Source organism: Ruminococcus flavefaciens MA2007 (genome assembly GCF_000621845.1).
Lineage (GTDB): Bacteria > Bacillota > Clostridia > Oscillospirales > Ruminococcaceae > Ruminococcus > Ruminococcus flavefaciens_E.
The window spans coordinates 72348-98470 of record NZ_JHXF01000013.1; the positions used below are offsets into that span (position 1 = coordinate 72348).

A 26123-nucleotide genomic window follows, 5' to 3' on the forward strand; every position below is an offset into this window, starting at 1 on the left:
AGATTAACGGCAGGAAGAAATCTTCCTGCCGTTTTGAGTTTATAAAAACTGCCTTGGCTGTTTATAACATTCATTTGCTTAAATAGTTAAGATATAATACGCATAACGCTTGTGGCGACAGTGATGATACTTCTAATGTTTTTCCGAAACTAATGAACTGTTTGAACTGTTCTTCTTTAGTTGCAGGAGTAACATGATACTTTTCTTTACTGATTTCATATTTCATCATTTCAAATATAATTCTTCTCGTGGTTGTCGGAATTGAATTTATTTGTTTCAATAGATCATCAAAAGAGATTTTCGATTGCGGACAAAATGCATTTACAAGCTCATATTGTTGGCTTGATAAAGTGATTTTTTTTACATCTGGTTGAGAAATATGTAAATCAACCCACAATTGTTTTACATCACGTATCTCAACTGGTTTTGTGATCTTAAGTTTTGATTTGAAGTCAGCCTCACTTTCGTTGCCAAAACGATAAAAAATAACATTTTCCACATTGCTTTTGTTTATGCACTTGAAAATATGGCTATCATTGTTTGGTGCTAATCCTATAATAGTCAATTTGCCTGTCATGTTTTCAAAAACATCAAAGTAATAATTGTCGCCCCAATATAAATCTTTCTCTATGCCTATAGTTAGCATTTCGCGTTGATCAGGTTGTAGTGTACGCATCAAATCATCTATGTTTAATTTTCCACTATTAATCTCTTTTTTTACATTTTCAAACCATTTAAAATCTTGAGTGCAAGTTGTCGCAAATGAGTACTTCATATCTCCGCTAAAATCAAGAATACCATTGCAATTACACTGTTTTAATGTTGAAAGATACTTGTTTGCAGTTTTATTCTTGTGACGAAAATAACCAAGAGCGTTTTTATGATTTTCGGAATGGTATATGGTCTTATAATCCCCATGTAAATGCAGTACTTTTCTATTAAGGCTTTTCTCTAAAGAGTTGTCATAGTTTAAAGAAAAAATGTTATCAAAATTTAAGAAATAACATTTTGCCGCCTTAGGAATGCTTAGTGTCTGTATTTTACCTTCACAGTATATCGCATCAAGGAGCATTTGGCAATACCCCTGTTTTGCTGCTTTGTAATATGGTAACAACTCATTATTATCAAGCAAATATATTTGAAACATCAAAATAATATCTTCCATTCCTAATTGCTCTATACTTGTTATATCATCTGAATAGGTATTGCGAAAATCCATAATTGCTGATTTTAATAATTCTGCAATTTTTTTATCAGAAGATTTATCAGGCACAGTATCATATTTTTTATTCTGAACATCTCTTGCTATTGATGGCATATTACAAAACAGCTCAACAATTTCATCACCACTTATTATTCCATTAAATAGGCTATCATACTTACCCATTTTGGCTTTGGCAAGCATCCGCGCTATTATCCACTTATTTAAATAATCAAAACCGCCAAGTTGAATGTCAAGCCCATTTCCCACTAACAAATTATTCTGCATTTTAACCCCTCCATCTCATATTACGATAATTTTATTATTCTATAAAATACTGAATAAAACAATAACAAAAAGCCGCTCAGGCGAATTCCTAAGCGGTTCTTTGGAGCTAGTGATCGGATTTGAACCGACGGCCTATTGATTACGAATCAATTGCGCTACCAGCTGCGCCACACTAGCATATCTATTATATTTTGTAAGGTCTGCACGGCTGTCTCTTTAAAATCACTCTGCGACCTGCGCATTACGAATGCGCTGCACTACCAGCTGTGCTACACAAGCGACTATTAAATTTTAGAGGTAGACCTGAATATTGTCGGTCAGAAATAAGTCGCACTGCTTCGCTTTCGCTCTCATTGCTCCATATTTCTTCCCTTCGCAAACTCCCTTCATCTGCCACTGGCAGCGGTCGTCTGCTCAGCAAATTCGCTGCACTGCCAGCTGTGCTGCACAAGCAAATATCCAGCCAATCATACATTCACAACATTAATATTATACACTAAAGCCTGTTAAAAGTCAAGTACTTCCCTCTTATTTATAACAGGCATAAAAAAGGACTTCCTATCGGAAGTCCTTTCGTATAATGCTTATTCAGCAGCTTCGAGGTATTTATTCTCGCCGTCCCACTTAAAGAAGCCTGTATCTACAAGAAGCTGTAAATTATCCTTAGTGATAACATAAGGAACCAGCAGATAAGACTGTACGTATCTTACGCCGTTATTGTAGGACTCGCTGTCATAATTGACCTTGATATCGCCAAAGCTTGCTGCCAGCTTAGATGTTGGTATCTCTCCGTCGAGGAGCTGCTTGCACACACCGAAAGCAACGGCTGCTTCGTCGTGAACGTTCTTATAAACTGTCATTGACTGCTTTCCGTCGACGATATTTTTAAGGTTAGCGATATCGCCGTCCTGACCTGTGATTATAGGAGTATTGCTGCCCTTATAATCAGAAGCCAGAGCATTAGCAACGCCAAGAGCAGTTGAATCGTTAGCACAGAGAACTATATCAATAGGAGTATCGCCTGTATAGCTTGAAGCAAGAGTAGCCTTCATATTCTTCTCTGCATTTTCTGTAGTCCAGCCAAGGGTAGCAACCTGTTCAAAGGTATTCTTGCCCGACTGGATGTGGAGAGTTCCGTTATCAATGAAAGGCTTCAGAACGTCATAAGCGCCGTTATAGAAGTAACGTGCGTTATTATCGCCTTCGTCGCCTGCAACGAACTCGATATTGTACTCTGAAGTAGTGCTCGTAAGGTGGAGCTGATTCTTTACATATTCGCCCTGAAGCTTACCAACGGTAAGGTTATCGAAGGAAACATAATATGTAAGAGCGTCGGTGTTCATGATAAGGCGGTCATAAGCGACTACAGGAATATTCTTGTCCTTTGCGCCTGCAAGAGTATCGGAAAGGGTATTTCCGTCAACTGCGGCGATAAGGAGAAGGTCAACGCCGTCACTGAGCATACCGCCGATATCCTCATTCTGCTTATCAGCGTTATTCTCCGAGAATCTGAGGTCAACCTTATATCCTGCCTTTTCAAACTGAGACTTCAGTGATTCGCCATCGTTATTCCAGCGCTCAAGCTCCTTGGAAGGCATTGCAATGCCGATAGTTTTCTTTGTGTTGCTTGTTGTTGTCTGAGAATCGTTTTTCTTTTCGCCGCATGAAGCAACTGAGCAGCAGATAGCCAGTGCAGCCGCAGCAGCCAATAATTTTTTCATAGAGAAATCCTCCTTAAACTTTAATACCCCTAAAAATCATTTTCACTATGCCTTCTTACATTAATTTTACTATATAAAACACAATATGTCAAGTTAAAGACTGATGATTTGTATAAAACATTCAAAACCTTTGCTCATGACTGAGCAAAAACACTGATATATGTTCAAACAGTTATATTTTACATTTAAGCGCCTATATATATATGCATATGAGCGCCGCTCCGTTTGTATTCGGAGCTTATCGGCGAAGCCGCGGCAAATAAGGTATCAAAACGCATTTTTCGCCTTGACAAAAGCACTGTATCCGTGATATACTAAAAAAAATCATTGAAACTGAGGAGCTATCATGCTGAATCAATATCTTAATAAAATCGAACGAAAATGCAGGAAATTCGCAATATCAAATCTAATGCTCTATATAGTTCTTGGCATGGCTGTTGTGACTATTGCAGACTTTATCCTTGTGACAAATCCGAATAACACCGTAAATCTGCTGGAGCTTCTGTCTTTTAACCGATACAAGATACTCCACGGCGAGGTATGGCGAGTGATATCGTTTGTATTCCTGCCGCCGCCGACTCTGTGGATATTTATCCCCATAATACTTTATTTCTACTGGTTCATGGGTTCGTCGCTGGAATACAAATGGGGCGCGTTAAAGTTCAACATATTCTATTTTACGGGAATCTTGGGCTGTATCGCCGCAGGCTTCATATTAGGCTATGCCACCAACTATTATCTTGACCTGAGCCTCTTCCTTGCATTCGCAATACTCTTCCCTAACGAACAGCTTCTGGCGTTCTTTGTTCTGCCGATAAAGGCAAAATGGCTAGCGCTTGTTGACGGTATCGTGCTGCTGTACGACTTCGTTAAGGGAAACGGCACTACCAGAATATTTATCATACTCTCGATAATAAACATCATAATATTCTTTGGCAAGGACTTCTTCTCCATGATATACTACATGGTGAGACGCTTCAAGTACAGACATATCAAGAAAATAAAGTAAAAAAAGCTCCCGGTGGGAGCTTTTTTATTATCTTCTGTTTTCTTCGCCGCCGTTTACACTGAATGAGCTTGCCTTCCAGAGACCGTTCTCCTTTACAGCCTTTACGACCATTGTGGAATCAGCTCCGAAATCGTCGAATTTTGCCGTAATAGTGAATGAATCCTCTGTAACATCGGAAACTACAGGATCGCTGTTGAACGAAAATCCGCAGCCTCTTGCGCCCTGCAAGAACCAAAGTGAACCGTCGCTGTCTGTGAACATTGCAGGCTCGCCCTCATAAATGCACTTATATCTTGATTCAAGAAGACTTCCGCAAACTGCGTCCGTAACATACTTCTTTACCTCTTCAACGCTGCTGAAGCGTGAATCTGTTACCTTTGTATATGGGTACTTATTATCAACGTTTAGAACTGCGCTCTCATCTACCTCAACGCTTGAGCCGCCGCCGATGTAGTCAACAGCATTAAGGTTGTTGAGCACCTTTGCAGCCTCTGCGATAAGCTCGTCTGAAACTGCCGATGTTTCTGCCTGACTTTCAGGTGCAGCTGTAGTTTCTGCTGCCTCTTTGCTCTCCTCAGACGCAGCCTCTGTGGGCGCCTCTGTAGTTGAAGCAGCTGTTGTTGTCTCTGTCTTTTTGCTGCTGCCTGTGCCTACGCTGTCGCCGCATGAAGCAAGGCTGCCGCATATCATTGCAGAAGCTATGATGCACATTATAATTCTTTTTTTCATAATGTTACCTCTTTCTTTCAATAAAAAAGCTTGTTTATACGAATACAAAATATATGATACACGTTTTTCGCAAAATATTCAAGTCAAATAATTCACAAACTTTATTTATGAGTAAGTGTTTTTTAGTGTAAAATAGCCGTGAAAAAGCTCTCAGCCCAAATGCGGGCGGAGCTTTTTGCATATAGCTTATGCATTGTTTTTATCTGTAATTAACAAAAAACTCTTGATTTCACGGCATTTATATTGTATTATAAAAGAAAGATATGAATAAATACAGAAACGGGGAATAAAAAACAAGAAAAGGAGCTGATACTATGAAAAATAAAATTCTGGCATTGGCGCTGGCGGCTATGTGCTTCGGAAGCGCGGTATCCGCCAATGTTATGCCTGCAACGGTCATCGCCGCTGACAGCGATACAGAGCAGACCGCAAAGGCTATGACTCTCGACGATGTAAAGGAGCTCGCAAAAAAGGGCAAGAACTTAACATGGACGGACTTTTCAGGATATGACATAAACTGGCGCAGCACCATAGCCTTCACCCGATTTGCCAAAATAGATTTTGGAAACGACCTCTTCCTTGTGATATGCGGCGAGCCGGATCTTCGTCCCGATGCGGTATGGCTTTGCTACAAAGACACCGAGACATACGTCGATGTGAAAACAGGCGATGTCAGTGCATTCATAAGCAAATATGCAAAAACAGACACCGTTACCACAACCACAGCCGCAACAACAACGACAACAACTGCAAAAACGACAACTACAACAGCTAAAACAACAACTACAACAGCTAAAACAACAACTACAACAGCAAAAACAACAACTACAACAGCCAAAACAACAACTACAACAGCCAAAACAACAACTACAACAGCCAAAACAACAACCACAACTGCTAAAACAACAACGACAACTGCCAAAACAACAACGACAACAGCCAAAACAACAACCACAGCTGCTAAAACCACAACTGTGACTACAAGTGTTACAACACTTCTTGCCACGGTAAAGGGCGACGCAAACTGTGACGGTCAGGTCGATATGGCAGACGTTGTTCTCATTATGCAGGCTCTGGCAAATCCCAACAGATATGGCATAAACGGCACTGCATACGTTCACCTTACCCCACAGGGCAATATAAACGCGGATATGGACGGCTTCGGCATGACTGTGAATGACGCTCTGGCTATCCAGAGAAAGCTTCTCGGACTTGATGACGAAAACGGCTTTGACGCTTCTGGTATCGTTACCTTTGAAATGGAACCCACAAAGACAGGCGTCGAGGAGTTCCTTGCAAACAATACCAAAATAGCGAATGACTATAAAGAAGACGAGCTTTATAACGTAACTCCGTCTAAAATAACGGAAAAGTTCGGCTTTACAGTATTCAAGTTCACAAAGTCATGCGAAAGCTACGTTGTTTACAAGGACAAGACATATCTTCTCGAATCAAGCTTCGGCGGTCCGGGAACAATTTCCTTTGCTGTTGCCGACCTCAACAAGGACGGAAACTACGAGCTCTATTTTACATTCTCATACGGTTCGGGAATGAATCATGCAGAGGTTAGCTGCTTCGACACATCGGAAGATACCGAGTTCTATTTCTGTTCTGATTATTTTAATGATGACATGACCTTGGCTGTAGAAAACGGCAAGCTGTGCGTATACAAGGCTGCTTATAAAGATTCAGGCAGCTTTGTACATATCAAAACAGAGCCTAAGGAAAAGATAGGCGAGATAGTCTACGAATACGGCGTTATCCGCTTCAAGCGCACAGATATCGCAGAAAGCGACGAAACTAAGGTAAAGATCAATACCACTATCCCCGAATACGGCTCAGACTATGTTGAAATGAAAGCCGATGAGGCTATGGTGAGCAGCTACGATCAGGCAAGCAGCGCCCTTACCGGAATGGGCGTGTGGTTCAAGTTTGAGTCGCCAAAGTATCCCGTTACTGTCAGCACTGAAAACGGCAAATTCAGAATATATAACTATCAAGGCGGCGGTTTAGGCTCTATCAACGACGTGGGCAAGACCTACACTGTGGGCAGGATCGGCAAGGTATGCTTTGCTCCCGAAAATGGAAGACTCTCCGACGACTATAAAGCCGAGGTAAAGATAACAGGCGAGGAAAACGGCAAGACCGTAGACCTCGGAACTCTGGTCATCACCAAAACCGATAAGAATACCAAGGGAGTTTTATCGGTCACATTCAAAAAGGCTGGCAGCGCTTCACTGGCAGGAAAGAAGTTTTATTATGAAAAAGAGGGCTTCGGTGGCTACTGCAATATCGAATTCAATGAAGACGGTACATTTTTATATTCTCCGGGAGTTCTGAGCAGCTATCTCGGCGGAGGAACATGGAAAATATCGGGAGATACTGTTATCCTTACCGAGAAAAACGAGGGCGAAGGAAAAACTATCACCAACCGCTTTAAAATCGCAGGAAATGACATTGTCTATATAGCAGACGGCTCTGACGGCTTGCGATATATGGAAGTCAAGGACGGCGAGAAATTCAGCATAACGGCAGCTGACACATAAAATCTTGAAAAAACAAGACTGTTCTTGTAAAGTACGCTGATTCCGAAAAAACTCGCACACAGCTGGAAAACTTCCTTAAAGAAAAGAATATCGACCTTAAATTAGTCGAATTTTTTGCAGTTGAATAATAATCGCAAAAAGCTCCGCAAACGCGGAGCTTTTTTTGTAGGGGCTGATGCCCACATCAGCCCGTCATATTGATTCGCAACTCACGGGGCGATGTGGGTGACTCCCTGTAGTACAGGGAGATGTCCGCAGGACAGAGGGTACGGGTGCCTGTTAGGCATCGCCCCCTACAGGTTAACGGCTAAAAAAGGACTTCCCTGCGGAAGTCCCTTTTTCAATATCAGCCCTCGATCTTGGGGAGGTTTGCAATTGACTTTGCAATTTCCTCGTCAGTCGGGATATAGTCGCTCATCTTGCCGTCGTTGTATGCGCCGTAAGCGTACATATCAAAGTAGCCTGTACCTGTAAGACCAAAGAGGATAGTCTTCTCCTCGCCTGTCTCCTTGCACTTGAGAGCCTCGTCGATAGCAACGCGAATAGCGTGGCTGCTCTCAGGAGCAGGAAGGATACCCTCAACTCTTGCGAACATCTCAGCAGCCGCGAATACAGCTGTCTGCTCAACGGAAGTAGCCTCCATGAGTCCCTGATCGTAGAGCTCTGAGAGTGTAGCGCTCATGCCGTGGTAACGGAGACCGCCTGCGTGGTTTGGTGAAGGCATGAAGCCGCTGCCCAGTGTATACATCTTCTGGAGCGGGCAAACCTTACCTGTGTCGCAGAAGTCGTAAGCGTATGTACCTCTTGTAAGGCTCGGGCATGAAGCAGGCTCAACAGCGATGAAGCGGTAATCAGCTTCGCCGCGGAGCTTTTCGCCCATGAATGGTGAGATAAGTCCGCCGAGGTTTGAACCGCCGCCTGCACAGCCGATGATGATATCGGGCTTGATGTTGTACTTGTCCATAGCAGCCTTTGCTTCAAGACCGATGATTGACTGGTGGAGGAGTACCTGTGCAAGAACGCTTCCGAGAACGTAACGGTAGCCTTCCTTTGTTGTAGCAGCCTCAACAGCCTCAGAGATAGCGCAGCCAAGGCTTCCGCCTGTACCGGGGAATTCCTCAAGTATCTTTCTTCCTACCTCAGTTGTGTTTGAAGGAGAAGGAGTTACTTTTGCGCCGTATGTACGCATAACCTCGCGGCGGAAAGGCTTCTGCTCGAAGCTTACCTTAACCATGTAAACGTTGCAGTCGAGGTCGAAGTATGAGCAAGCCATTGAAAGAGCTGTACCCCACTGACCAGCACCTGTCTCTGTAGTAACGCCCTTGAGGCCCTGCTTCTTAGCGTAGTAAGCCTGAGCGATAGCAGAGTTGAGCTTGTGGCTTCCGCTGGTGTTGTTGCCCTCGAACTTGTAGTAGATCTTAGCAGGTGTGCCAAGCTTCTTCTCAAGGAAGTAAGCTCTTACGAGAGGAGACGGACGGAACATCTTGTAGAAGTCCTGGATCTCCTGTGGGATATCGATATAAGGTGTATTCTCGTCAAGCTCCTGCTTAGCCAGTTCCTCACAGAAAACGTGGCTGAGGTCCTCTAAAGTACAGGGCTTGCCTGTAGCAGGATTAAGGAGAGGAGCAGGCTTCTTCTTCATATCAGCGCGTACATTGTACCACTGCTTTGGAAGCTCGTTCTCCTCAAGATAAATTTTGTAAGGGATCTTTTCATCTGACATTGACATAATAATATCTCCTTTTCTGTAATAATAAAGATTTGTCGGCTTATAACAACGAGATACAAGGACACAAAAAAGCTTCTGTCCCTGCAAAAATGCTGGGACAGAAGCATAACTACTTCTGCGGTGCCACCCTGCTTGACGCTTTCAGCGTCCTCTCATCATGTACACAAATACAAAGGTTTTGATAACGCAGACCTCTGCGTCTTGCCTACACAAGAGTTTCCCCCTATTGAAGTCCCCCTCTTCAGCTCGCCCTCGGAAGCCCATTCACACCTGTTTCGCATACCTGCTCGCACCAGCCGCAGGCTCTCTGAAATGCTCACACAAGAGCTACTTACACTTCTTCATTGGTTTACTATAGTAAATTGTAACACAGCAGAGCTATGATGTCAAGGGGATAGGTCCAAATTCTCCAAAAGCGCCGAATATTTAAGCAATGAGCAGAAAAAAACTGTTGTGAAACTTCAAAATATCACGCATTATATAGCCTTTTCAGATAAATATCCATAGAAAACGGTATATCAAATATCAAAAAAGGACTTTTCAACTGCCTGCAAACGTGCTATAATAGTATAACAGTCCCTGCGGATACGCAGTTACTTGATATCGCTTCTGTACTTTGCACGGGTACGCGAGATACTTTCCTCGCTTCGCTTGATAAGGTTAAGGAGCGATGACGAGTACTGGGCGTAGTCCTTCTGCAAGGTCGCAGTAGTAACATAGAGGGTATCGAAATTATCGACGCAGTCGTTGCCGTCAAGGGCGATTCCGCTGGACGCGGCTTTGATGTTGGCTTCACTCATGGATACGATAGCATTTGCACTGTCGTTTGCGATCACCTTGGGTATGCGGAAGAGCTTCTGGTCGTTATGTGGATTCGCATTGTAAACGATACGGAAGAGCTTATAAACAGACAGCATGAGGTACGATGATACCTCCTTGATGAGGGTAATGCTGTTTGCCTTCTGCGCAAGGCTGAAAAGCAGACTGATAGAGTTGTTGATGATACGTCTGTTGAAGTTGATGATCTCGGGAGAAGGCATCTTCATGCTGTTGTTTCCGTCGTCATCAGGGATATCCTCGATAGTGATAGTCTTGCCCTCTGGCTCGGGAGTTCTTCCAAGGAGATAGTCACAGGAAACATTATAGTAATCAGCGATCTTAACAAGGAAATTCAGACCACATTCTCTGATACCCTTTTCATAGTGAGAGAGCAGTGCCTGAGATATGCCCAGATCTGTAGCAGCCTGCTTCTGACTGATGTGTCTTTCCTTACGCTGCAGTGTTATTATTCTTGCGAAATCCGAGTTCATTGAAATTCCTCCTAAAAGATTATTTTAAAATCTGTTACTATTATTATAATACAAAATGTATAATTTGTAAATACACAAAAACGTGAAACTATTTGTGGAAATTTGTAGTATTTTTCGTGAATTTTACTAACAGTTAAAAAAACGAGCAGTATTTTTGTGCATATTATCCTATCGGTATGATTGCCGATATATTCAACGCAAAGGAGAAGTCATGAAAGGTTACAGGATAAGTATTCTCCGTCACGGCATGACGGAGGCAAACGAAAAGGGCGTTTACATCGGCAGGACTGATGTGCCCCTGTCAAATAAGGGCGCGGCAGACCTTGCTGCAAAAATGGACGAATTTGACTACCCCACCGTTCACAGGGTATACACCTCGCCCCTCAAACGATGTACCGAGACCGCCGATATACTCTTTCCCTACACAGAGGTAGTCCCCGTAGACGACCTGAGAGAGCTGAATTTCGGCGATTTCGAGAACAAGAGCATTGACGAGCTTGCAAAGCGCGAGGACTACAACAAGTGGCTCCGCGGCGGCAAGGACAACCGTCCCCCGAACGGCGAAAGTCTTGAGGAAATGACCGCCCGCTGCTATAAAGCGCTCCACGCCATAATCATGGACATGATGGAGTCGGGGCTCACCCACTGCGCCGTTATCACTCACGGTGGTATCATCTCAAATATGCTCAGCTGCTTCGGACTGCCCAAATATGATCCGAAAACGCTCAGCTGCGACTTCGGCATGGGCTTCGAGCTCATGGTAACAGCTCAGATGTGGCTGAATTCACAGGCATTCGAGATACTTGGCTACTGCCCCTACGAGAAGCTTGACGAAGCCGACGACGAGTATTGATAAATCTGTGGGTGGCTGCTTTTGGCAGTCCGCAAGCCGAAAAACAAATATAAACGCCCCTGAATAATATGCCATGCTTTGGCAATAATATCTGCAAAACCATTTTTCGGAGGCGCAGATATGAAAATTCGGGAGCTTATCCGCTTTTCACGGGGCTTGCTCAAAGGCAGACGGGCACGGACTATGATGATATGCATTCTCCCTCTCGGCGCGGAGCTCTTCTTCCGCTTCGCAGAGGCGGCGGTGTACAGTATGCTGCTGTATTTCGGCAATATCGAGCCTATACGGCTCTTCGGCGGCAGCAGTCCCGTACAGCTGGGAGTAACAGCGGCGAGCACGCTTCTGCGGCTGCTGACTACAGCTCCCCTTATGTATGCGGCGGCGTACCGCCTTTACGGAATGACCTCGGAGCTGCCGCAAAAGCGCTGTGAAGCCTTTTCGCGGATACTGCTGAGAAAATGCACCTTCAAGCGCAGCATTTCCGCGGCGCTGTGGACAAAAGCCGTGGGACTTCTTGCACTTGCTCCTGCGGTGTTCTTCGGAACTGCCGCATACGGACTAACAGGCGAAAAGCTGAGCCCTCGGGAGGCTTTTCTTGCGGCAAACGCCCTGTTTCTCACAGGAGTATCGGTCATTTTATGGCTTTCGCTGAAGCTCAGCTTTGCCGCTGTGCCTTACATTTTAGTGCGATTCCCGAAGATGACAGCTTTTAGGGCTATGATATTCTCGGTAGGCTTCATGCGCGGCAGAAAAAGCGTATTACTGCGGCTTCTGGCGGTGTATCTGCCCCAAATGCTGACAATTGCAGGACTTCCCTACGCACTTACAAAGCTGATGACCGCTTTTTCACTCAGTATCGACATTTTTATCAAGGAGGACGAATACCTTGAAGCAGATAGAGCTTACGGTAGACGCCGAAAGTCCCATAACTCTGGAAAAATTCCTTTTGGCAAAAAAAGGCGTATCAAGGCGGCTGCTGACGAAGCTTAAACGGCAGGAAGGCGGCATTACCCGAAACGGTCAGCTTGTCCGCAGCATAGATATGGTTCAAAAAGGCGAGGTAATAGTCCTGAATCTGGAGGACGACAGCTTCTTAGAGCCGAATCCAAGCCTTAATGTGCCGATAGCCTATGAAAACGACAGCCTTGTGGTGTTCAACAAGCCCAGCGGTATGCCCGTTCACCCGTCCATTCGTCATCAGGGCGACACTCTCGGGAATTACTTCGCTTCTCTCTATCCCGAGCTCACATTCCGCTCGGTGAACAGGCTTGACCGCGACACCTCGGGACTCTGCATTATCGCCAAAGACGCCCACGCAGCAAAGCTTTTGCAGGGCTGCTGCGAGAAGGTCTACTACGCCGCCGTACACGGAGCTATCCCCGAAAGCGGCACTATAGACGCTCCCATAGCCAGAGAGCGCGAGTCCATAATACTGCGCTGCGTCCGCGAGGACGGACAGCGAGCCGTTACCCATTACAAGAGGCTGATGATGAACGAGAGGTACTCCCTTGCGGAGATACACCTCGAAACAGGACGTACTCACCAGATAAGGGTACATTTCGCTCATATCGGAGCTCCCCTCGCTGGCGATGACCTCTACGGCGGACTCCGCGGCGATATACCGAGACAGGCGCTCCACTGCGGTCAGCTAAGCTTCCGCGAGCCGCTGACAGGTGAACCTGTTACCGTTACCTCAGAACTGCCCGAGGATATAAAAAGACTGTTTGACCATACATAAAACTATCCCCGAAGCGGTAAACATAGTACTTACACAGAAATTTTATGCTTATTATTGAGAGAACTCTTTTGATAAAAGGCTTTTCTCGTATCTTTTCAAGACCGTTATTTCATTTTTTCTATAATAGAGCCCATATAAAAACTTGCCCCCCTATATTACTATAGGGGGCTCTATTATAGAAAAAATCAGCTAAAAGTCTTTGGAAAGGGGTTCGGGGGAGAACCTTTCCTCAGAAAGGTTTCCCCCGATAAATAACTATAAACTTCTATATGGGTATCACGGTTAGCGCTTCGGGGATAGTTTATATCATGAATCGTAGAAATTGCGGCCGTCGTCGGTAACAAGTCTTTCGGACTTGGGATACTCGAATATCTTAGGATCGTTTGCATTCTCGGTCAGGTAATCAGCGAATTTACGTGCATACCATTTAGCAAAAACAAGGTTATGCATAAGGTAATTGCCGCAGTTTACTGCTGATGAACCCGGAACGTCCTCTGCGTCCTCGACTGATCTGAACGCCTTGATGAGCAGTCCGCATACCTCACTTGGCTTGTGATTGCCTTTAAGAATAAGATAAAAGCCTGTCAGACAGCCCATAGGTCCCCAATATATTACCTGATCCTTCCATTCGTCGTCGTTTCTCAGGTAAGTAGCGATGAGGTGCTCCAGAGTGTGCATTGCTGCCACATCAACGGGAGGCTCGATATTTGGTCTTGTGACTCTCACATCATAAGTAGTTATCATATTATCTCCAAGAGTATCCACTCTGCTGACATAGATACCCGGGATTATCTTAGTGTGGTCAACGGAAAAGCTGGGTATAAGGTCCATATTTATATCTCCTTTCAAATGAAAAACATTGTTTTTTCAACATTTACATTATATCATACCCCTTTTTCCCTGTCAATAGAAATGCAGAAACTTTTCCGATATGTTTTGTAGGATTAGTATTTTTCAGCATATTTCTTGATATTTCAAATAAAATGTGTTATAATATAATTTGCTTACGTAAAAAGGAAGAAAGGAGACGGTGCAATGGACAGAAAAAGCCGCGAGGAATTCTACAGGCGCTACGGCGATCCGCAGAAGTCATATTCCCGCAGTAATTCGGGCTTTTTTGAAAAATTCGGACGCTTTGCCGCAAAAACTATCACAGCTGTTTTCACAGGACTGCTGAAAAGCGTTAAGTTCATTCTTTCTGAGCTTCTCAGCCTTGGCGTTTCTATACTGAAATTCTTCCTTTGGGTTATAAAGGAGCTTACAGCGCCCTTCCGCGAGCGCTTCAATATAAACAAGGATATGACCAGAAAGGTCAACAAAGCCAAAAAAGAGGGCGAAGAGGAGTACAAAAAGGCTCTCTTTGAGTTCTGGTGCTCATATCTTTTCGGCGAGGACGGAGTTTTCTACACCGCCTTCAACTATATCCTGCCTACTCTTTCCATAGTGTTCCTTGTGGGCATTATCCGCTACGGCTCGGGACTTGAATACGGTCTCAGCGTTGAGTACAACGGCAGAGAGATAGGCATGATAACCGCGGAGGCTGACTTTGAGGAAGCCGAGCGCGAAGTCCAGCAGAGAATCGCCTACCACGACAGCGACGAGCCCATAGACCTTTCGGCTAAGTATTCGCTGAAGATCATAAACGAAAACGATACCATAGTTTCCTCGGCTCAGCTTGCCAACGAAATGCTTGAAGCCTCAGACCACGCCCTTACAGAAGCCTACGGCATCTATATCGACGGAAAGTTCATAGGCGCTGTCAAGGACAAGGAGCCCATACAGGACGCCCTTAACGAGAGGATACTCAACTTCCGTGTTGACGGCATAGTCAAGGATATCGAGTACAAGAACAGTATCGAGTACTCCCACGGTATCTACCTTGTGGACAGCGTCATGGAAAAACAGGAGGCTATCGACCTGCTGACCTCCTCAAAGGAGAAAAAAGCCGTTTATATCGCAAAGCGCGGTGATACAGCAGCTACCATAGCTCAGAAATACAACATGGACTACGACAAGCTCATAGAGCTCAATCCCGATATCAAGAACAACTGCCGCAAGGGCACTTTCGTAAACGTTGTCGAGACCGAGAGCTACCTGCCTATACAGTACGTCCGTGAAATTGATCCTATATCATTCCTCGATTATGAGACTATCGAGGTGGAGACCAGCTCCCTTAACGCAGGCATCAGAGATGTCCTCGTAAAGGGCAGACGCGGCGAGAAAACCAGCCACATCGAGGTAACTTACATCGACGGCAAGGAGTACTCGCGCAAGACCATAAGCACAAAGATAACCCGTGAACCTGTTGTAGAAAAGATAGGAATCGGCATTTACGCCGCAAGACCTGACAGCTCAAGCACTGTTCTTACGGGCTCGGGAGAATTCGGCTGGCCTGTAGACGGCGGCTGGGTAAGCGATATATTCGGCGGCACAAGAAACCACAAGGGTATGGATATCGCCGCAAGCACAGGTACAGAGATATATGCGGCAGCCGACGGCGAGGTAGTTTCCGCAGGCTGGAATACAGGCGGCTACGGCTATTTCGTACAGATAGGTCATACCGACGGCTATCAGACGGTATACGGTCATATGAGCGCTGTTCTGGTAACTGAGGGACAGTTCGTGGCACGCGGTCAGCTTATCGGAGAGGTCGGAAACACAGGTAACTCCGACGGCTCGCACTGTCACTTTGAGGTGCGCCACGAGGGTATATGCCTTGATCCTGCGCTGTATCTGAACACTGTTGACAGCTTCAACGACGACAGAGACAAAAAGGACAGCAAGGATAAGGACAAAAAGAGTAAGAAGAACTGACAAAACAGCCTTAGAGATGAACTCTAAGGCTGTTTTTAGTGAGTAGTGAGTAGTGAATAGTAAGTAGTGAGGAGAACTATGATGTAGGGGACGCCGCCCTCGGCGTCCCGTTGGGTACTTATTACGTAAAAGCGGGCGTGACACAAGTCACGCCCGTCATGTTATTCTTCTGTTTCACCAGAGGTCTCTTCGCTGTCGGTGTCGTTCTCGGTACTTGTCACGGATACGTCCTCAAAGGACTTGGTAGAAACTTCCTCAACAAGCGGTTTCTTGTTCTTGTACACCGTAACGATAAAGCCGTCAACGTTATTTCCCGATATCTCGTATCTTAAACCGTTCGGCACAGGAACTGTGGTCTTTTCTGCGCCGTCGTCTGACTTAACGAAGTATACCTCGTATTCCACGTCCTTGTCGTCCTTGAATTCAAGGTGCTCGCCGTCATACGGGTGATTGCGGACAAGGTCGATGTACTCCTCAAGGCAGAGGTCGTTTGAGTCCATATAATAGGCATGGGGAACGCCTACATAGCGGAAATGCCACGGCTCGTCCTCTATCTTGGTTATCTTTTCCTTAGCCTTTCTGTAGCGGACGATAAAGCCGTATTTATAGCAGTTTGCGTTGAGCCACGCATAATCGCCTGTACCGTCGTAATCGTAGTTGTCAGCCTCTGTGAAATCGAAAGCAAGTCCCGATTCATGCTCGCTGAAGCCCGGCTTTGCCACCTTTGTGGACTTTCCGTCCTCGGACTGGGCAACATCGTCGTCATAGAGCTGCTGCTGGAACTCCTTGGTACGGTATGAGCCGTAGATTATGAGCTTGTCATTGTTGTACTGGTCCGAGAAATCCTGTATCATACGTGCCATTGGCTCATAGACCTGACTGAGTATGGTATAGGTAGAGTCTACTGCCGAGAAGCAGGTGCACTCATTTTTCTCGTTCATCTCTATAATGCTGACGAGATCCTCGTCGCCGCTGTAATACTCGTGGTCTTCATTTACAAGGATAAGGTCTCCGCGGAACTTGTCCTTGGTATCAACTGACTTTGATTCAAATATTATCTGGTTCGGATCGGGAGCAGTAGTGCTCTCGCTATCCGTTACCTCTATATCCTTATCGTCAAAATAAGGGGAGGTCTGTACCTCCTTGGCTTCTTTCATTGCATTTCTGACAAAAAATCCGCCTGCTCCGACAAGAACAAGGCTGATGACTATTTCTGTCATGGTCTTTGCACGTCTTATGCTTTTTTCCTTGCTTATCTTTTTATTTTTAGACATACGTCTTCTCCATTCCGCTGCCATTTGCAGCTCTTTTTCGGCAGTCCTGATACTGCCGTGCCTTTTGTTCTTTCTATCTCTCTTTTTACGAATATCGGGACGTTTAATTGTATTATATCATATTTCGCGGCAAAAATATAGTCTTTCGGGGTTATATTTGTAAAATTGCGGTATATGCCCAAATATATGAATGCAAAAACTGTACTCTTTCAACAACCTGCGTTCTCACAAAAAGCCTGTCAAAAGTCAAAATATCTCATAAAATCCTCATATAGAGTTATTGTATACAAAAAAAGCCTGCGTTCATCACCGTATTGCACAATCTTTTATAAAGCCCTTGAAAATGAATTAAATTAATGCTATAATATATTTGTGAAAGTATAGGCAGAGCCGTATATGAGCGGCTTTACAAACCACCGCTCCAAGCTATGATGGCTCTGTGTTTTTTCTGTATTTTCGCTGTAAGGAGTGATGTTTATGAAATGTCCACAGTGCGGAACAGCAAACGAAGCGGGTTTCAGGTTCTGCGTGAAATGCGGCGTCAATCTTGAAAATCCGCAGGATATTAATATTGAACAGGTCGATATGGGCGGCTATCATTCTGAAGAGGATTCTGCAAACGGCGGTTTTACCCTCGGCAGCGGGACCTTCACTATCAGCGACAAACCTTCGAGAGATTCGTCCTCCGACTTATATACCGCAGCCGAACTGAACGATTCCGACGAGGAATTTGATTTCAGCAGTATTGACGAGCCATTTATACCACACCTTGACACAGGAAGAGTCACACTCCCCGAACAAACAAAGGCAGTAAGACAGGCACAGATGCAGAATGCAGGCTTCCGTCCACAGGGCGGAATGGCTGGCATACCGCCTCAGGGCATGATGCAGGGGCTTCCATCACAGGGAGCTATAGCAGGCATACCTGCTCCTCAGGGCGCTATGCAGGGGCTTCCTCCGCAGGGAGGAGCTATGGCTGGCATACCTGCTCCACAAGGCGCTATGCAGGGACTTCCTCCGCAGGGAGGAGCTATGGCTGGCATACCTGCTCCGCAGGGCGCTATGCAGGGACTTCCACCACAGGGAGGAACTATGGCAGGAATACCTGCTCCGCAGGGCGCTATGCAGGGTATCCCACCGCAGAACGGCGGCGCTCAGATGAACGGTATGCCCGTATTCAGTCAGCCCATGATGTACGCTCAGCCTCAGCTCATCGGATACGACCAGAGCGGCAATCCCGTTTACGGTCAGCCCGTCATGTACGCTCAGCCTCAGATAATCGGCTATGACCAGAATGGTATGCCCCTTTACGGTCAGCCTATGATGTACGGTCAGCCTCAGATAATCGGCTATGACCAGAACGGTATGCCCGTTTATGGTCAGCCTATGGTATTCGCTCAGCCTCAGATGGAACAGCCTGAGCCCGAGCCCGTTGCGCCTCCTGTCGAGGACAAGGAAAAGGTCGAAGTTCCCGACGATTTCTGGGAGTTTTTCGACGGCGGCAAGGCTACAGAACACGCCGAAATGGACTCCGCGGACGATTTCTTCGGAAAGCGCGGCGACGAGATAGAGGGCATGAAGCGCTTCGAGAAGAAGAATCAGGCGTATATGAGCGATACTCCCCTTGTTGACGCAAGAGACCTCAAGAAGAACGAGTCTGACAAGTACAGCAAGTATTTCATGCGCTCCGCAGGCACTGCAAACGCCGACGAACTGAAAGCAAAGCAGGATTCCCTCCACCTTAACTATATGGGTGGGACCAAAAACGTTGACGCAAATCAGCTCCGCGCTAAAGAGGACAACAAGTCATGGAACCTCATGGGCGGAACCAAGCAGGCTAACGCCGCAGACCTTGAAATGAACACGGTAACGCGCAAAGAGTCTCTCATGGCTCAGCCTGACCACGCTGTAGAGGCTATGCCTAAAAAAGCCAAGACCTATAACGACGAAATAGACGCTATAGAACTTCCCGAAAAAATGAAGGCTAAAAAGACTAACTTAGCGGAAATTCCCGGCTTGCCGGAAATTAAATAAATTTTATTTTATATTCTATCAAGGAGATGTTGTAAAAAATGAAGAAGTTTTTACAGGAATTCAAGGAATTCGCACTCAAAGGAAACGTAATGGATATGGCTGTCGGTGTTATCATCGGTGCCGCATTCGGAAACATTGTAACAGCCCTTACTGAGGACTTCATCAATCCTCTCATCGCTTGTATCGGCGGCGCAGAGGTAGCAGGAAGAATTAAGCTTGGCGATACAGGTCAGTACCTCAACTGGGGACACTTCATCACAGCTATCATCAACTTCCTCATCATGGCATTCTGCATTTTCCTCATGGTCAAGGCAGTAAACAAGGTAATGTCCATCGGCAAGAAGAAGGAAGCAGAAAAGCCTGCTGAGCCTCCGAAGGAAGAGGTTCTTCTCACCGAGATAAGAGACCTTCTCAAGGCACAGAACGAGAAGAAGTGATCAGTAAAGGGGCGGATAATATCCGCCCTTTTTCATTTCGGAATGCTAATTTTTTGTCGGGGACGCCAGCCCCTACAATTTATCATCTGAATCGTCCGAACACAGCACAAAGCCTCCGCTATTGCGGAGGCTCTGTTTATCTCATTGAACCCTTATTAAGAATTATTACAAATATTTTTGTTTATTCAGGTATTACCAGAATGCCCACTGGAAATTCAGGTACTCGCTCTTCTGCTCGTCGCGTACAGTTACTGTATTGCTTATTATCTCTGCTTCAACATCGCCATAATATGATAATGTCTTGACTACACATCTATACTGGGTATAATAATGTATCGGATTATAATAGCCGTGACCGTCGTGTAAGTAAACGTCACTGTCTCTTGTGTAATATTCGTGTGCATCGCTTCTGTTGACTTTAAGTGTAGGTCTATAGCCAACTGTTACCCACTGACCGCCGCTGTACTTCTGCCACTCATATGAAGTTGTGCCTGTACCGCCTGTAACTCCTACTGAAAGCGTTGCGGAATCACCGTATTCATCTGATTTATATGACTTAGGCTGTGTTGTGAATCTGAGTATTTTCTGAATTACTACAATTTCCTGTGAAGTGACCTTTGCATTCTTAGCGTCGTAAACTGTAAGGTAATATGAACCCGGCTCTGTGACTTTTATTGTAGCTGTAGTATTCGGCATGATATAACCGTCGTGAGTCCACTGGTATCTGTAAGGAGCTGTTCCGCCTTTTGGTGTAGCATAAAGCTCAGCCGGCTTGCTGTATGAGTATACCCATGCTCTTAATAACTGACCATCTATTCTTAAATACTCATAATATACAGTTGCTGTATTTGATGTGACCTTGTTGCCCAGAGCGTCAGTAATTTCACATCTGTAATTACCATAATCAGTAACAGTTATAGAAGATGTAGTCTTTGAAATATCAGCGCCATTACGTAACCACTTATACTTATAAGGAGCCTTTCCGCCTGTAGCTGCTACAGAAAGAGTACAGCTTGCACCTTTAGTATAGATATGCGCGTCCTGAGGCTGCTTGGATATCTTTAAGATATTATCTGTAACTGTTGCACTCATGCTGGTTACAACATTGCCATTGCTGTCTGTTATCCTGCACCTGTATATGCCGCCTGATGTAGCTTTATAGGTCTGATTTCTGCCTACTACAGTGCCGCTCTTTATCCACTCATACTTATAAGGTGTTGTGCCGCCCTTAGCTGTAACAGAAAGTGTATAAGAGGGACTGCTGTTTGTTAATGTACCGCCCTTTGGCTGTGTCTTTATGGCAAGTTTTTCGGTAACTGTGCATTTATCTGTGTTAAATACCTTAGTGATAGTATTTGTGCCGTTTTTGTATGTAACGGTTATCTTGCACCAGAAGCTTCCTGCTGCATAAGTAGTATATTCGCTTGAAGTTGCTCCGCTGATAGCTGTATTTCCGTTGTACCACTGATATTTGACAGTAGCATTTGCAGGTATCACGCAGTCAGACTTCTTCATTACCCACATACACACGCCTGAAGAACCGCTTATTACAGAACTTTTAAGATTAAGAGTATAAGAGAGATTGCACTTCGGCTCAGTCGTAGTTGTTGCCTTCTGTGTTGTAGTCGTAGTGGTAGTTGTAGTCGTTGTGGTAGTTGTAGTCCTGCGCGGTCTTAAACCTGTAAGCCCAGTCTTTTGTGGTCTGAATTCATCCGAAGGAAGAGTTTGCAAAGTCACAATTTCCTTTACGGGAGCAGTGGTAGTAGTAACGATCGGCTTGAGCTCATTTCCTTTAAAAGCCTTTTCAAACTCAAGCTCATTTGCGGTATCATTCTCCTTCGCCAGCTCAAATTCCTTTAAAATGTCTTTTTCTCTTGTTATCTGAGTAAAAGCTGCTGTTGTTGGTTCAGCTGTCTCTGCTGCACTTGCAGGGATAGCACTGGCGCCGCAGAACAGTACGGCAGTGGAAAGTAAGCATAACGCTTTTTTTGATAATTGTTTCATATATGACAACCTCCATTTTTAAAATAAACCTGATATTTTTTTATAAACAAGTTCGGCGCCTGAACTTTGTTCCCCCTGTGTGGTATGGTCTTATTATATCACGTTCATCGGAGCCTGAAAAGGTGTCATTTGTCACTTTCTGAATGACATTTGTCACTAAAAAAATGACATATGTCACTTCTTTAAACTAAAGTTATCCTACCAATCGAGCCGTTAGCTGTAGGGGCGGTGACTCCCCACAGTGTGGGGAGATGTCCGAAGGACAGAGGGGCGCGGCTCCTGTTGGGAGTTCCGCCGACCGCATAAGTATCGGATACAAAAAACGGGCGGATAATATCCGCCCTTGTAATACACATAAAAAAATCCGCTTCGTTTGAAGCGGATCTTATAATTATTACTTGATATCAGCGTGATGAGCCTGAAGCGACTTTACTCCGAGGTGAGTATTGTTCTTGATAGCCTTGATACCCTCTGCGCTTGCCTTTGCAGCAGCCATAGTTGTCATGTAAGGAACTCTGTGCTTGATAGCAGCCTTACGGATATAGCTGTCGTCGTGAACGCTGGTCTTGCCTGCGGGAGTATTGATTATCATCTGTATCTCGCCGTTTGCTATCTCGTCAGCGATATTCGGACGTCCCTCGTAGATCTTGAATATCTTGTCGCATGGGATACCTGCTTCCTTTATCATCTCATAGCTTCTGCCTGTAGCGATGATGTGGAAGCCAAGCTCGTTGAATGACTTAGCGATGTCGATAAGCTCGGGCTTATCTCTCTCGCATACGCTGAGGAGAACTGTTCCCTCGAGAGGAAGCTTGTTCTTTGTAGCCTCCTGAGCCTTGTAGTAAGCCTCGCCGAATGAAGGTGAGATACCGAGAACTTCACCTGTTGAACGCATCTCAGGTCCGAGGAGAGGATCTACCTCCTGGAACATATTGAACGGGAATACAGCTTCCTTTACGCCGTAGTGACCTATCTGCTTGTCCTTGAGCTCAGGAACAGGAGAAGGTCTGCCTGTGATGGAAGATGTGATGATATCTGTAGCTATCTTTACCATGTTGATATCGCAAACCTTTGATACCAGCGGAACTGTTCTTGAAGCACGGGGATTAGCTTCGAGAACGTAAACTGTATCGCCCTCGATAGCGTACTGCATATTCATAAGACCGCAAACGTTCATTTCTACAGCTATCTTCTTGGTGTACTCCTTGATAGTAGCTACCTGCTTCTCTGTGAGGTTCTTTGAAGGCAGGATACAAGCGGAGTCGCCCGAATGAACGCCTGCAAGCTCGATATGCTCCATAACGCATGGAACGAAGCAGTGTGTGCCGTCGGAAATAGCGTCAGCCTCGCACTCTGTAGCGTGGTTGAGGAAACGGTCGATGAGGATAGGTCTGTCAGGAGTTACGCCTACAGCCGCATTCATGTAAACTCTCATCATCTCGTCGTCGTGAACTATCTCCATTCCGCGTCCGCCGAGAACGTAGGAAGGACGAACCATTACAGGATAGCCTATCTTGTTTGCGATAGCGATAGCCTCGTCAGCGTTTACAGCCATACCAGCCTCAGGCATAGGAATGCCCAGCTTGTCCATCATAGCGCGGAAGTGGTCTCTGTCCTCAGCAAGGTCGATAGTCTCGGGAGTTGTACCGAGGATATTTACGCCGTACTTTTTGAGGTCGTTTGCAAGGTTGAGAGGAGTCTGTCCGCCGAACTGAGCGATAACGCCTACAGGCTTCTCCTTTTCGTGTATAGCGAGAACATCTTCAAGTGTAAGAGGCTCGAAATAGAGCTTGTCAGATGTATCATAGTCGGTTGAAACTGTCTCAGGGTTGCAGTTTACGATTATCGACTCGAATCCCAGCTTTTTAAGAGCAAGTGCAGCGTGAACGCAGCAGTAGTCGAACTCGATACCCTGACCGATTCTGTTAGGACCGCCGCCGAGGATCATTATCTTTGGCTTTTCTGTGCTTACAGGGCTCTTGTCCTCGTCAAGGTGATATGTGGAGTAGTAGTAAGCAGCGTCCTTTGTACCGCTTACGTGAATGCCCTCCCATGCTTCCTTTACGCCGATAGCCATACGAGCGTTTCTTATCTCCTCCTCGGAAACTTCAAGGAGAGAGCTGAGGTAACGGTCTGAGAAGCCGTCAAGCTTAGCCTGCTTCAGAACGTCGTTTGCAGGAACAGCGCCCTTGTTCTTGAGGAGAGCCTCCTCCTCGTCAACAAGCTCCTTCATCTGCTCGATGAAGTACTTCTTTATCTTTGTGAGGTCGTGGAGCTCATCTATTGTAGCGCCCTTGCGGAGAGCCTCGTACATAACGAACTGTCTCTCGCTTGTTGGGTAACGGAGCTGTGCAAGGAGCTCCTCCTTAGTCATGCTGTTGAAGTTCTTAGCAAAGCCGAGACCGTATCTTCCTGTCTCCAGTGAACGGATAGCCTTCTGGAAAGCCTCCTTGTAGGTCTTGCCGATGCTCATTACCTCGCCGACAGCTCTCATCTGAGTGCCAAGCTTGTCCTCAGCGCCCTTGAACTTCTCGAAAGCCCAGCGAGCGAACTTGATAACGATGTAGTCACCGTCGGGAACATACTTGTCAAGAGTGCCGTACTTGCCGCACTCGATGTCTTTAAGTGTAAGACCGCAGGCAAGCATAGCCGATACGAGAGCTATCGGGAAGCCTGTAGCCTTTGAAGCGAGAGCCGAAGAACGTGAGGTTCTTGGGTTTATCTCGATAACAACGATGCGTCCTGTCTCAGGATCGCGTGCGAACTGACAGTTACAGCCGCCGATTACCTCGATGGACTCGATTATCTTGTATGACATCTCCTGAAGAGTCTTCTGAACGTCCTCGGGGATAGTGAGCATAGGTGCTGAACAGAACGAATCGCCTGTGTGAACACCGATAGGATCAATGTTCTCGATGAAGCATACAGTTATCTTGTTGTTCTCAGCGTCGCGGACAACCTCGAGCTCCAGCTCTTCCCAGCCGAAGATACACTCCTCGACAAGTACCTGTCCAACGAGAGAAGCCTGTAAGCCTCTTTCACAGACTACCTTTAATTCATCTACATTGTAAACCATTCCGCCGCCTGCGCCGCCCATGGTATAGGCAGGACGGAGAACTACAGGATATTTCAGCTTTTCAGCTATCTTTACAGCCTCGTCAACAGAGTAAGCTACCTCGCTCTTTGGCATACCGATACCGAGAGCGCTCATAGCGTTCTTGAATTCGATACGGTCCTCACCGCGCTCGATAGCGTCTACCTGAACGCCGATTACCTGTACGCCGTACTTTTTGAGCACGCCTGCCTGATCCAGCTCTGAGCAGAGGTTAAGACCGGACTGACCGCCGAGGTTAGGGAGGAGAGCGTCAGGACGTTCCTTTTCGATTATCTGAGTAAGTCTTTCGAGGTTGAGGGGCTCGATGTAAGTAATATCAGCAACATCGGGATCTGTCATGATAGTAGCAGGGTTTGAGTTTACGAGAACTATCTCATAGCCCAGCTTGCGCAGAGCCTTGCAAGCCTGAGTACCTGAGTAGTCGAATTCGCAAGCCTGTCCGATGATGATAGGACCTGAACCGATTATCATGATCTTGTTAATATCCTGTCTTTTTGGCATATTATTCTCCTGACTCGTACACGGAAAATGTACGTTGATATATTTGCCATGAAACGTCATGGCGCAACTTCTTACCTTATATAATATCATAATCCACGGAAAAATGCAATACAGAAAATCCCCTTGATGTGCGGAATAATTTTAGGAAAACTGCAAAAATCCCACTGTTGAACTTTGACTGTCGGCTGTTTATAAAACAAAAAAGGACGCACCATGTACGTCCTCAAAAGCTAACGGCTGAAAAGCATATTTGTCCTGCCCCATTTTTCGCCACTGAAGGCAAACGCCTCGGGAGTTGTTATCCTCTCGGCAAAGCCTGCGCTCTCGTAGCACTTCCGTGCCCTTTCGTTTACGCTGAACACATTGAGCTGTACCGCGTCCGCTTTCAGTATATCTATGCAGTATTCCGAGGCAAGCTGTATCATTTCCCTGCCATAGCCCATTCCGCGCTGTGCAGGATCAATGATAACGAATGCCAGCATAGCTTCATTGGTCTTTGAGCATACGCCGCAGCATAAGAAACCGACCACAATCCCGTCGTCTGTTGTGGCAACAAAAGGGCAGTCCCCGTGTTTTTCGTACATATCCGCAAGAAATTGGTCAAAAGCGGTCTTTTCAAGAGGATATGGAGCATGATTTGCGCTCCACATTGCATTTGTTCTTTCGTCTGTCACCCAGTTTTTTATTGCGTCGAAGTCGTGGCTCGGTATGTATGGTCTTAGTCTCATGTTAACTCCTCTTTATTCAATGCGTAATTGTAGGGGCGAGTTACGTTCGCCCGAATAAAAATATTCGTAATGCGAAATTAAAAATGTAGGGG

The 26123-nt window shown here is 45.6% G+C and carries 19 protein-coding genes, 1 tRNA gene and 1 other annotated feature; of the genes, 8 read left to right on the plus strand and 12 right to left on the minus strand.

Features of this window, described 5'->3' with window-relative positions; translation table 11 throughout:
• Positions 1–70: 70 nt before the first annotated feature.
• From T497_RS0107500 to T497_RS0107510, 3 genes are all read right to left on the minus strand, one after another.
• Positions 71–1489: a hypothetical protein gene (locus T497_RS0107500; protein ID WP_028515088.1), complete on the minus strand. Its 1419-nt coding sequence runs from the start codon at positions 1487–1489 to the stop codon at positions 71–73.
• Positions 1490–1590: 101 nt separating this feature from the next.
• Positions 1591–1666 (minus strand) — tRNA-Thr (locus T497_RS0107505).
• Positions 1667–2073: 407 nt separating this feature from the next.
• Entirely contained in the window at positions 2074–3210 is a 1137-nt protein-coding gene (locus T497_RS0107510; protein WP_028515089.1) for a substrate-binding domain-containing protein, read from the minus strand.
• A 346-nt stretch (positions 3211–3556) separates the two neighbouring features.
• Between T497_RS0107510 and T497_RS0107515 the strand changes: the two genes are divergently transcribed.
• Entirely contained in the window at positions 3557–4219 is a 663-nt protein-coding gene (locus tag T497_RS0107515; protein WP_028515090.1) for a hypothetical protein, read from the plus strand.
• Between the two features lie 27 nt (positions 4220–4246).
• Here T497_RS0107515 and T497_RS0107520 read toward each other — a convergent pair whose 3' ends face one another.
• Positions 4247–4948, minus strand: coding sequence for a hypothetical protein (locus T497_RS0107520; RefSeq protein ID WP_028515091.1), 702 nt, complete (start codon positions 4946–4948; stop codon positions 4247–4249).
• A 314-nt stretch (positions 4949–5262) separates the two neighbouring features.
• Between T497_RS0107520 and T497_RS18475 the strand changes: the two genes are divergently transcribed.
• Positions 5263–7494, plus strand: a complete 2232-nt coding sequence (locus T497_RS18475; RefSeq protein ID WP_028515092.1) for a dockerin type I repeat-containing protein — start codon at positions 5263–5265, stop codon at positions 7492–7494.
• A 346-nt stretch (positions 7495–7840) separates the two neighbouring features.
• On the opposite strand, the gene T497_RS0107530 is transcribed toward T497_RS18475, so the two are convergent.
• Together T497_RS0107530 and T497_RS0107535 are read right to left on the minus strand one after the other, a co-directional pair.
• Positions 7841–9217: a TrpB-like pyridoxal phosphate-dependent enzyme gene (locus tag T497_RS0107530; protein ID WP_028515093.1), complete on the minus strand. Its 1377-nt coding sequence runs from the start codon at positions 9215–9217 to the stop codon at positions 7841–7843.
• Positions 9218–9313: 96 nt separating this feature from the next.
• Positions 9314–9577: a binding site (T-box leader), on the minus strand.
• 239 nt (positions 9578–9816) lie between these two features.
• On the minus strand, positions 9817–10533 hold the full coding sequence (locus T497_RS0107535) for a helix-turn-helix domain-containing protein (RefSeq protein ID WP_024861164.1): 717 nt from the start codon (positions 10531–10533) through the stop codon (positions 9817–9819).
• 211 nt (positions 10534–10744) lie between these two features.
• On the opposite strand from T497_RS0107535, the gene T497_RS0107540 reads away from it, so the two are divergent.
• The 3 genes from T497_RS0107540 to T497_RS0107550 all read left to right on the plus strand — a co-directional run bounded on the left by T497_RS0107540 (position 10745) and on the right by T497_RS0107550 (position 13124).
• Positions 10745–11386: a histidine phosphatase family protein gene (locus T497_RS0107540; RefSeq protein WP_028515094.1), complete on the plus strand. Its 642-nt coding sequence runs from the start codon at positions 10745–10747 to the stop codon at positions 11384–11386.
• A gap of 120 nt (positions 11387–11506) precedes the next feature.
• On the plus strand, positions 11507–12376 hold the full coding sequence (locus T497_RS0107545; protein WP_028515095.1) for a hypothetical protein: 870 nt from the start codon (positions 11507–11509) through the stop codon (positions 12374–12376).
• Complete coding sequence (locus tag T497_RS0107550) at positions 12333–13124, plus strand: RluA family pseudouridine synthase (protein WP_051530571.1); 792 nt, start codon at positions 12333–12335, stop codon at positions 13122–13124. Before T497_RS0107545 ends, T497_RS0107550 begins: the two co-directional genes overlap by 44 nt.
• Positions 13125–13430: 306 nt before the next feature.
• On the opposite strand, the gene T497_RS0107555 is transcribed toward T497_RS0107550, so the two are convergent.
• Entirely contained in the window at positions 13431–13955 is a 525-nt protein-coding gene (locus T497_RS0107555; protein ID WP_028515097.1) for an S-ribosylhomocysteine lyase, read from the minus strand.
• Positions 13956–14159: 204 nt separating this feature from the next.
• Here T497_RS0107555 and T497_RS16175 point away from each other — a divergent pair, with 204 nt between their 5' ends.
• Positions 14160–15938, plus strand: coding sequence for a peptidoglycan DD-metalloendopeptidase family protein (locus tag T497_RS16175; RefSeq protein WP_080693323.1), 1779 nt, complete (start codon positions 14160–14162; stop codon positions 15936–15938).
• A 161-nt stretch (positions 15939–16099) separates the two neighbouring features.
• On the opposite strand, the gene T497_RS0107565 is transcribed toward T497_RS16175, so the two are convergent.
• A complete protein-coding gene (locus tag T497_RS0107565; protein ID WP_028515098.1) occupies positions 16100–17212 on the minus strand; it encodes a M15 family metallopeptidase in 1113 nt (370 codons plus the stop codon).
• Positions 17213–17689: 477 nt separating this feature from the next.
• Here T497_RS0107565 and T497_RS0107570 point away from each other — a divergent pair, with 477 nt between their 5' ends.
• Entirely contained in the window at positions 17690–19246 is a 1557-nt protein-coding gene (locus T497_RS0107570) for a zinc ribbon domain-containing protein (protein WP_028515099.1), read from the plus strand.
• Positions 19247–19284: 38 nt separating this feature from the next.
• The gene (gene mscL / locus T497_RS0107575; protein ID WP_028515100.1) at positions 19285–19683 is read left to right on the plus strand and encodes a large conductance mechanosensitive channel protein MscL; all 399 of its coding nucleotides are present in this window, start codon (positions 19285–19287) and stop codon (positions 19681–19683) included.
• Positions 19684–19875: 192 nt separating this feature from the next.
• Here mscL and T497_RS0107580 read toward each other — a convergent pair whose 3' ends face one another.
• The 4 genes from T497_RS0107580 to T497_RS0107590 all read right to left on the minus strand — a co-directional run bounded on the left by T497_RS0107580 (position 19876) and on the right by T497_RS0107590 (position 26031).
• Entirely contained in the window at positions 19876–21687 is a 1812-nt protein-coding gene (locus tag T497_RS0107580; protein WP_028515101.1) for an immunoglobulin domain-containing protein, read from the minus strand.
• Positions 21688–21869: 182 nt separating this feature from the next.
• The gene (locus tag T497_RS18235; protein WP_155266859.1) at positions 21870–22043 is read right to left on the minus strand and encodes a hypothetical protein; all 174 of its coding nucleotides are present in this window, start codon (positions 22041–22043) and stop codon (positions 21870–21872) included.
• 38 nt (positions 22044–22081) lie between these two features.
• Positions 22082–25303, minus strand: a complete 3222-nt coding sequence (gene carB, locus T497_RS0107585) for a carbamoyl-phosphate synthase large subunit (RefSeq protein WP_028515102.1) — start codon at positions 25301–25303, stop codon at positions 22082–22084.
• A gap of 230 nt (positions 25304–25533) precedes the next feature.
• On the minus strand, positions 25534–26031 hold the full coding sequence (locus tag T497_RS0107590; RefSeq protein ID WP_028515103.1) for a GNAT family N-acetyltransferase: 498 nt from the start codon (positions 26029–26031) through the stop codon (positions 25534–25536).
• Between the last annotated feature and the right edge of the window lie 92 nt (positions 26032–26123).

Coding starts and splice junctions, on each gene's coding strand:
- T497_RS18235 (WP_155266859.1), bottom strand. CDS start 22,043: ATGTGTATTACAAGGGCGGATATTATCCGCCCGTTTTTTGTATCCGAT.
- carB (WP_028515102.1), bottom strand. CDS start 25,303: ATGCCAAAAAGACAGGATATTAACAAGATCATGATAATCGGTTCAGGT.
- T497_RS18475 (WP_028515092.1), top strand. CDS start 5,263: ATGAAAAATAAAATTCTGGCATTGGCGCTGGCGGCTATGTGCTTCGGA.
- T497_RS0107570 (WP_028515099.1), top strand. CDS start 17,690: ATGAAATGTCCACAGTGCGGAACAGCAAACGAAGCGGGTTTCAGGTTC.
- T497_RS0107500 (WP_028515088.1), bottom strand. CDS start 1,489: ATGCAGAATAATTTGTTAGTGGGAAATGGGCTTGACATTCAACTTGGC.
- T497_RS0107590 (WP_028515103.1), bottom strand. CDS start 26,031: ATGAGACTAAGACCATACATACCGAGCCACGACTTCGACGCAATAAAA.
- T497_RS0107580 (WP_028515101.1), bottom strand. CDS start 21,687: ATGAAACAATTATCAAAAAAAGCGTTATGCTTACTTTCCACTGCCGTA.
- T497_RS0107535 (WP_024861164.1), bottom strand. CDS start 10,533: ATGAACTCGGATTTCGCAAGAATAATAACACTGCAGCGTAAGGAAAGA.
- T497_RS0107545 (WP_028515095.1), top strand. CDS start 11,507: ATGAAAATTCGGGAGCTTATCCGCTTTTCACGGGGCTTGCTCAAAGGC.
- mscL (WP_028515100.1), top strand. CDS start 19,285: ATGAAGAAGTTTTTACAGGAATTCAAGGAATTCGCACTCAAAGGAAAC.
- T497_RS0107540 (WP_028515094.1), top strand. CDS start 10,745: ATGAAAGGTTACAGGATAAGTATTCTCCGTCACGGCATGACGGAGGCA.
- T497_RS16175 (WP_080693323.1), top strand. CDS start 14,160: ATGGACAGAAAAAGCCGCGAGGAATTCTACAGGCGCTACGGCGATCCG.
- T497_RS0107555 (WP_028515097.1), bottom strand. CDS start 13,955: ATGGACCTTATACCCAGCTTTTCCGTTGACCACACTAAGATAATCCCG.
- T497_RS0107510 (WP_028515089.1), bottom strand. CDS start 3,210: ATGAAAAAATTATTGGCTGCTGCGGCTGCACTGGCTATCTGCTGCTCA.
- T497_RS0107515 (WP_028515090.1), top strand. CDS start 3,557: ATGCTGAATCAATATCTTAATAAAATCGAACGAAAATGCAGGAAATTC.
- T497_RS0107520 (WP_028515091.1), bottom strand. CDS start 4,948: ATGAAAAAAAGAATTATAATGTGCATCATAGCTTCTGCAATGATATGC.
- T497_RS0107565 (WP_028515098.1), bottom strand. CDS start 17,212: ATGTCTAAAAATAAAAAGATAAGCAAGGAAAAAAGCATAAGACGTGCA.
- T497_RS0107530 (WP_028515093.1), bottom strand. CDS start 9,217: ATGTCAGATGAAAAGATCCCTTACAAAATTTATCTTGAGGAGAACGAG.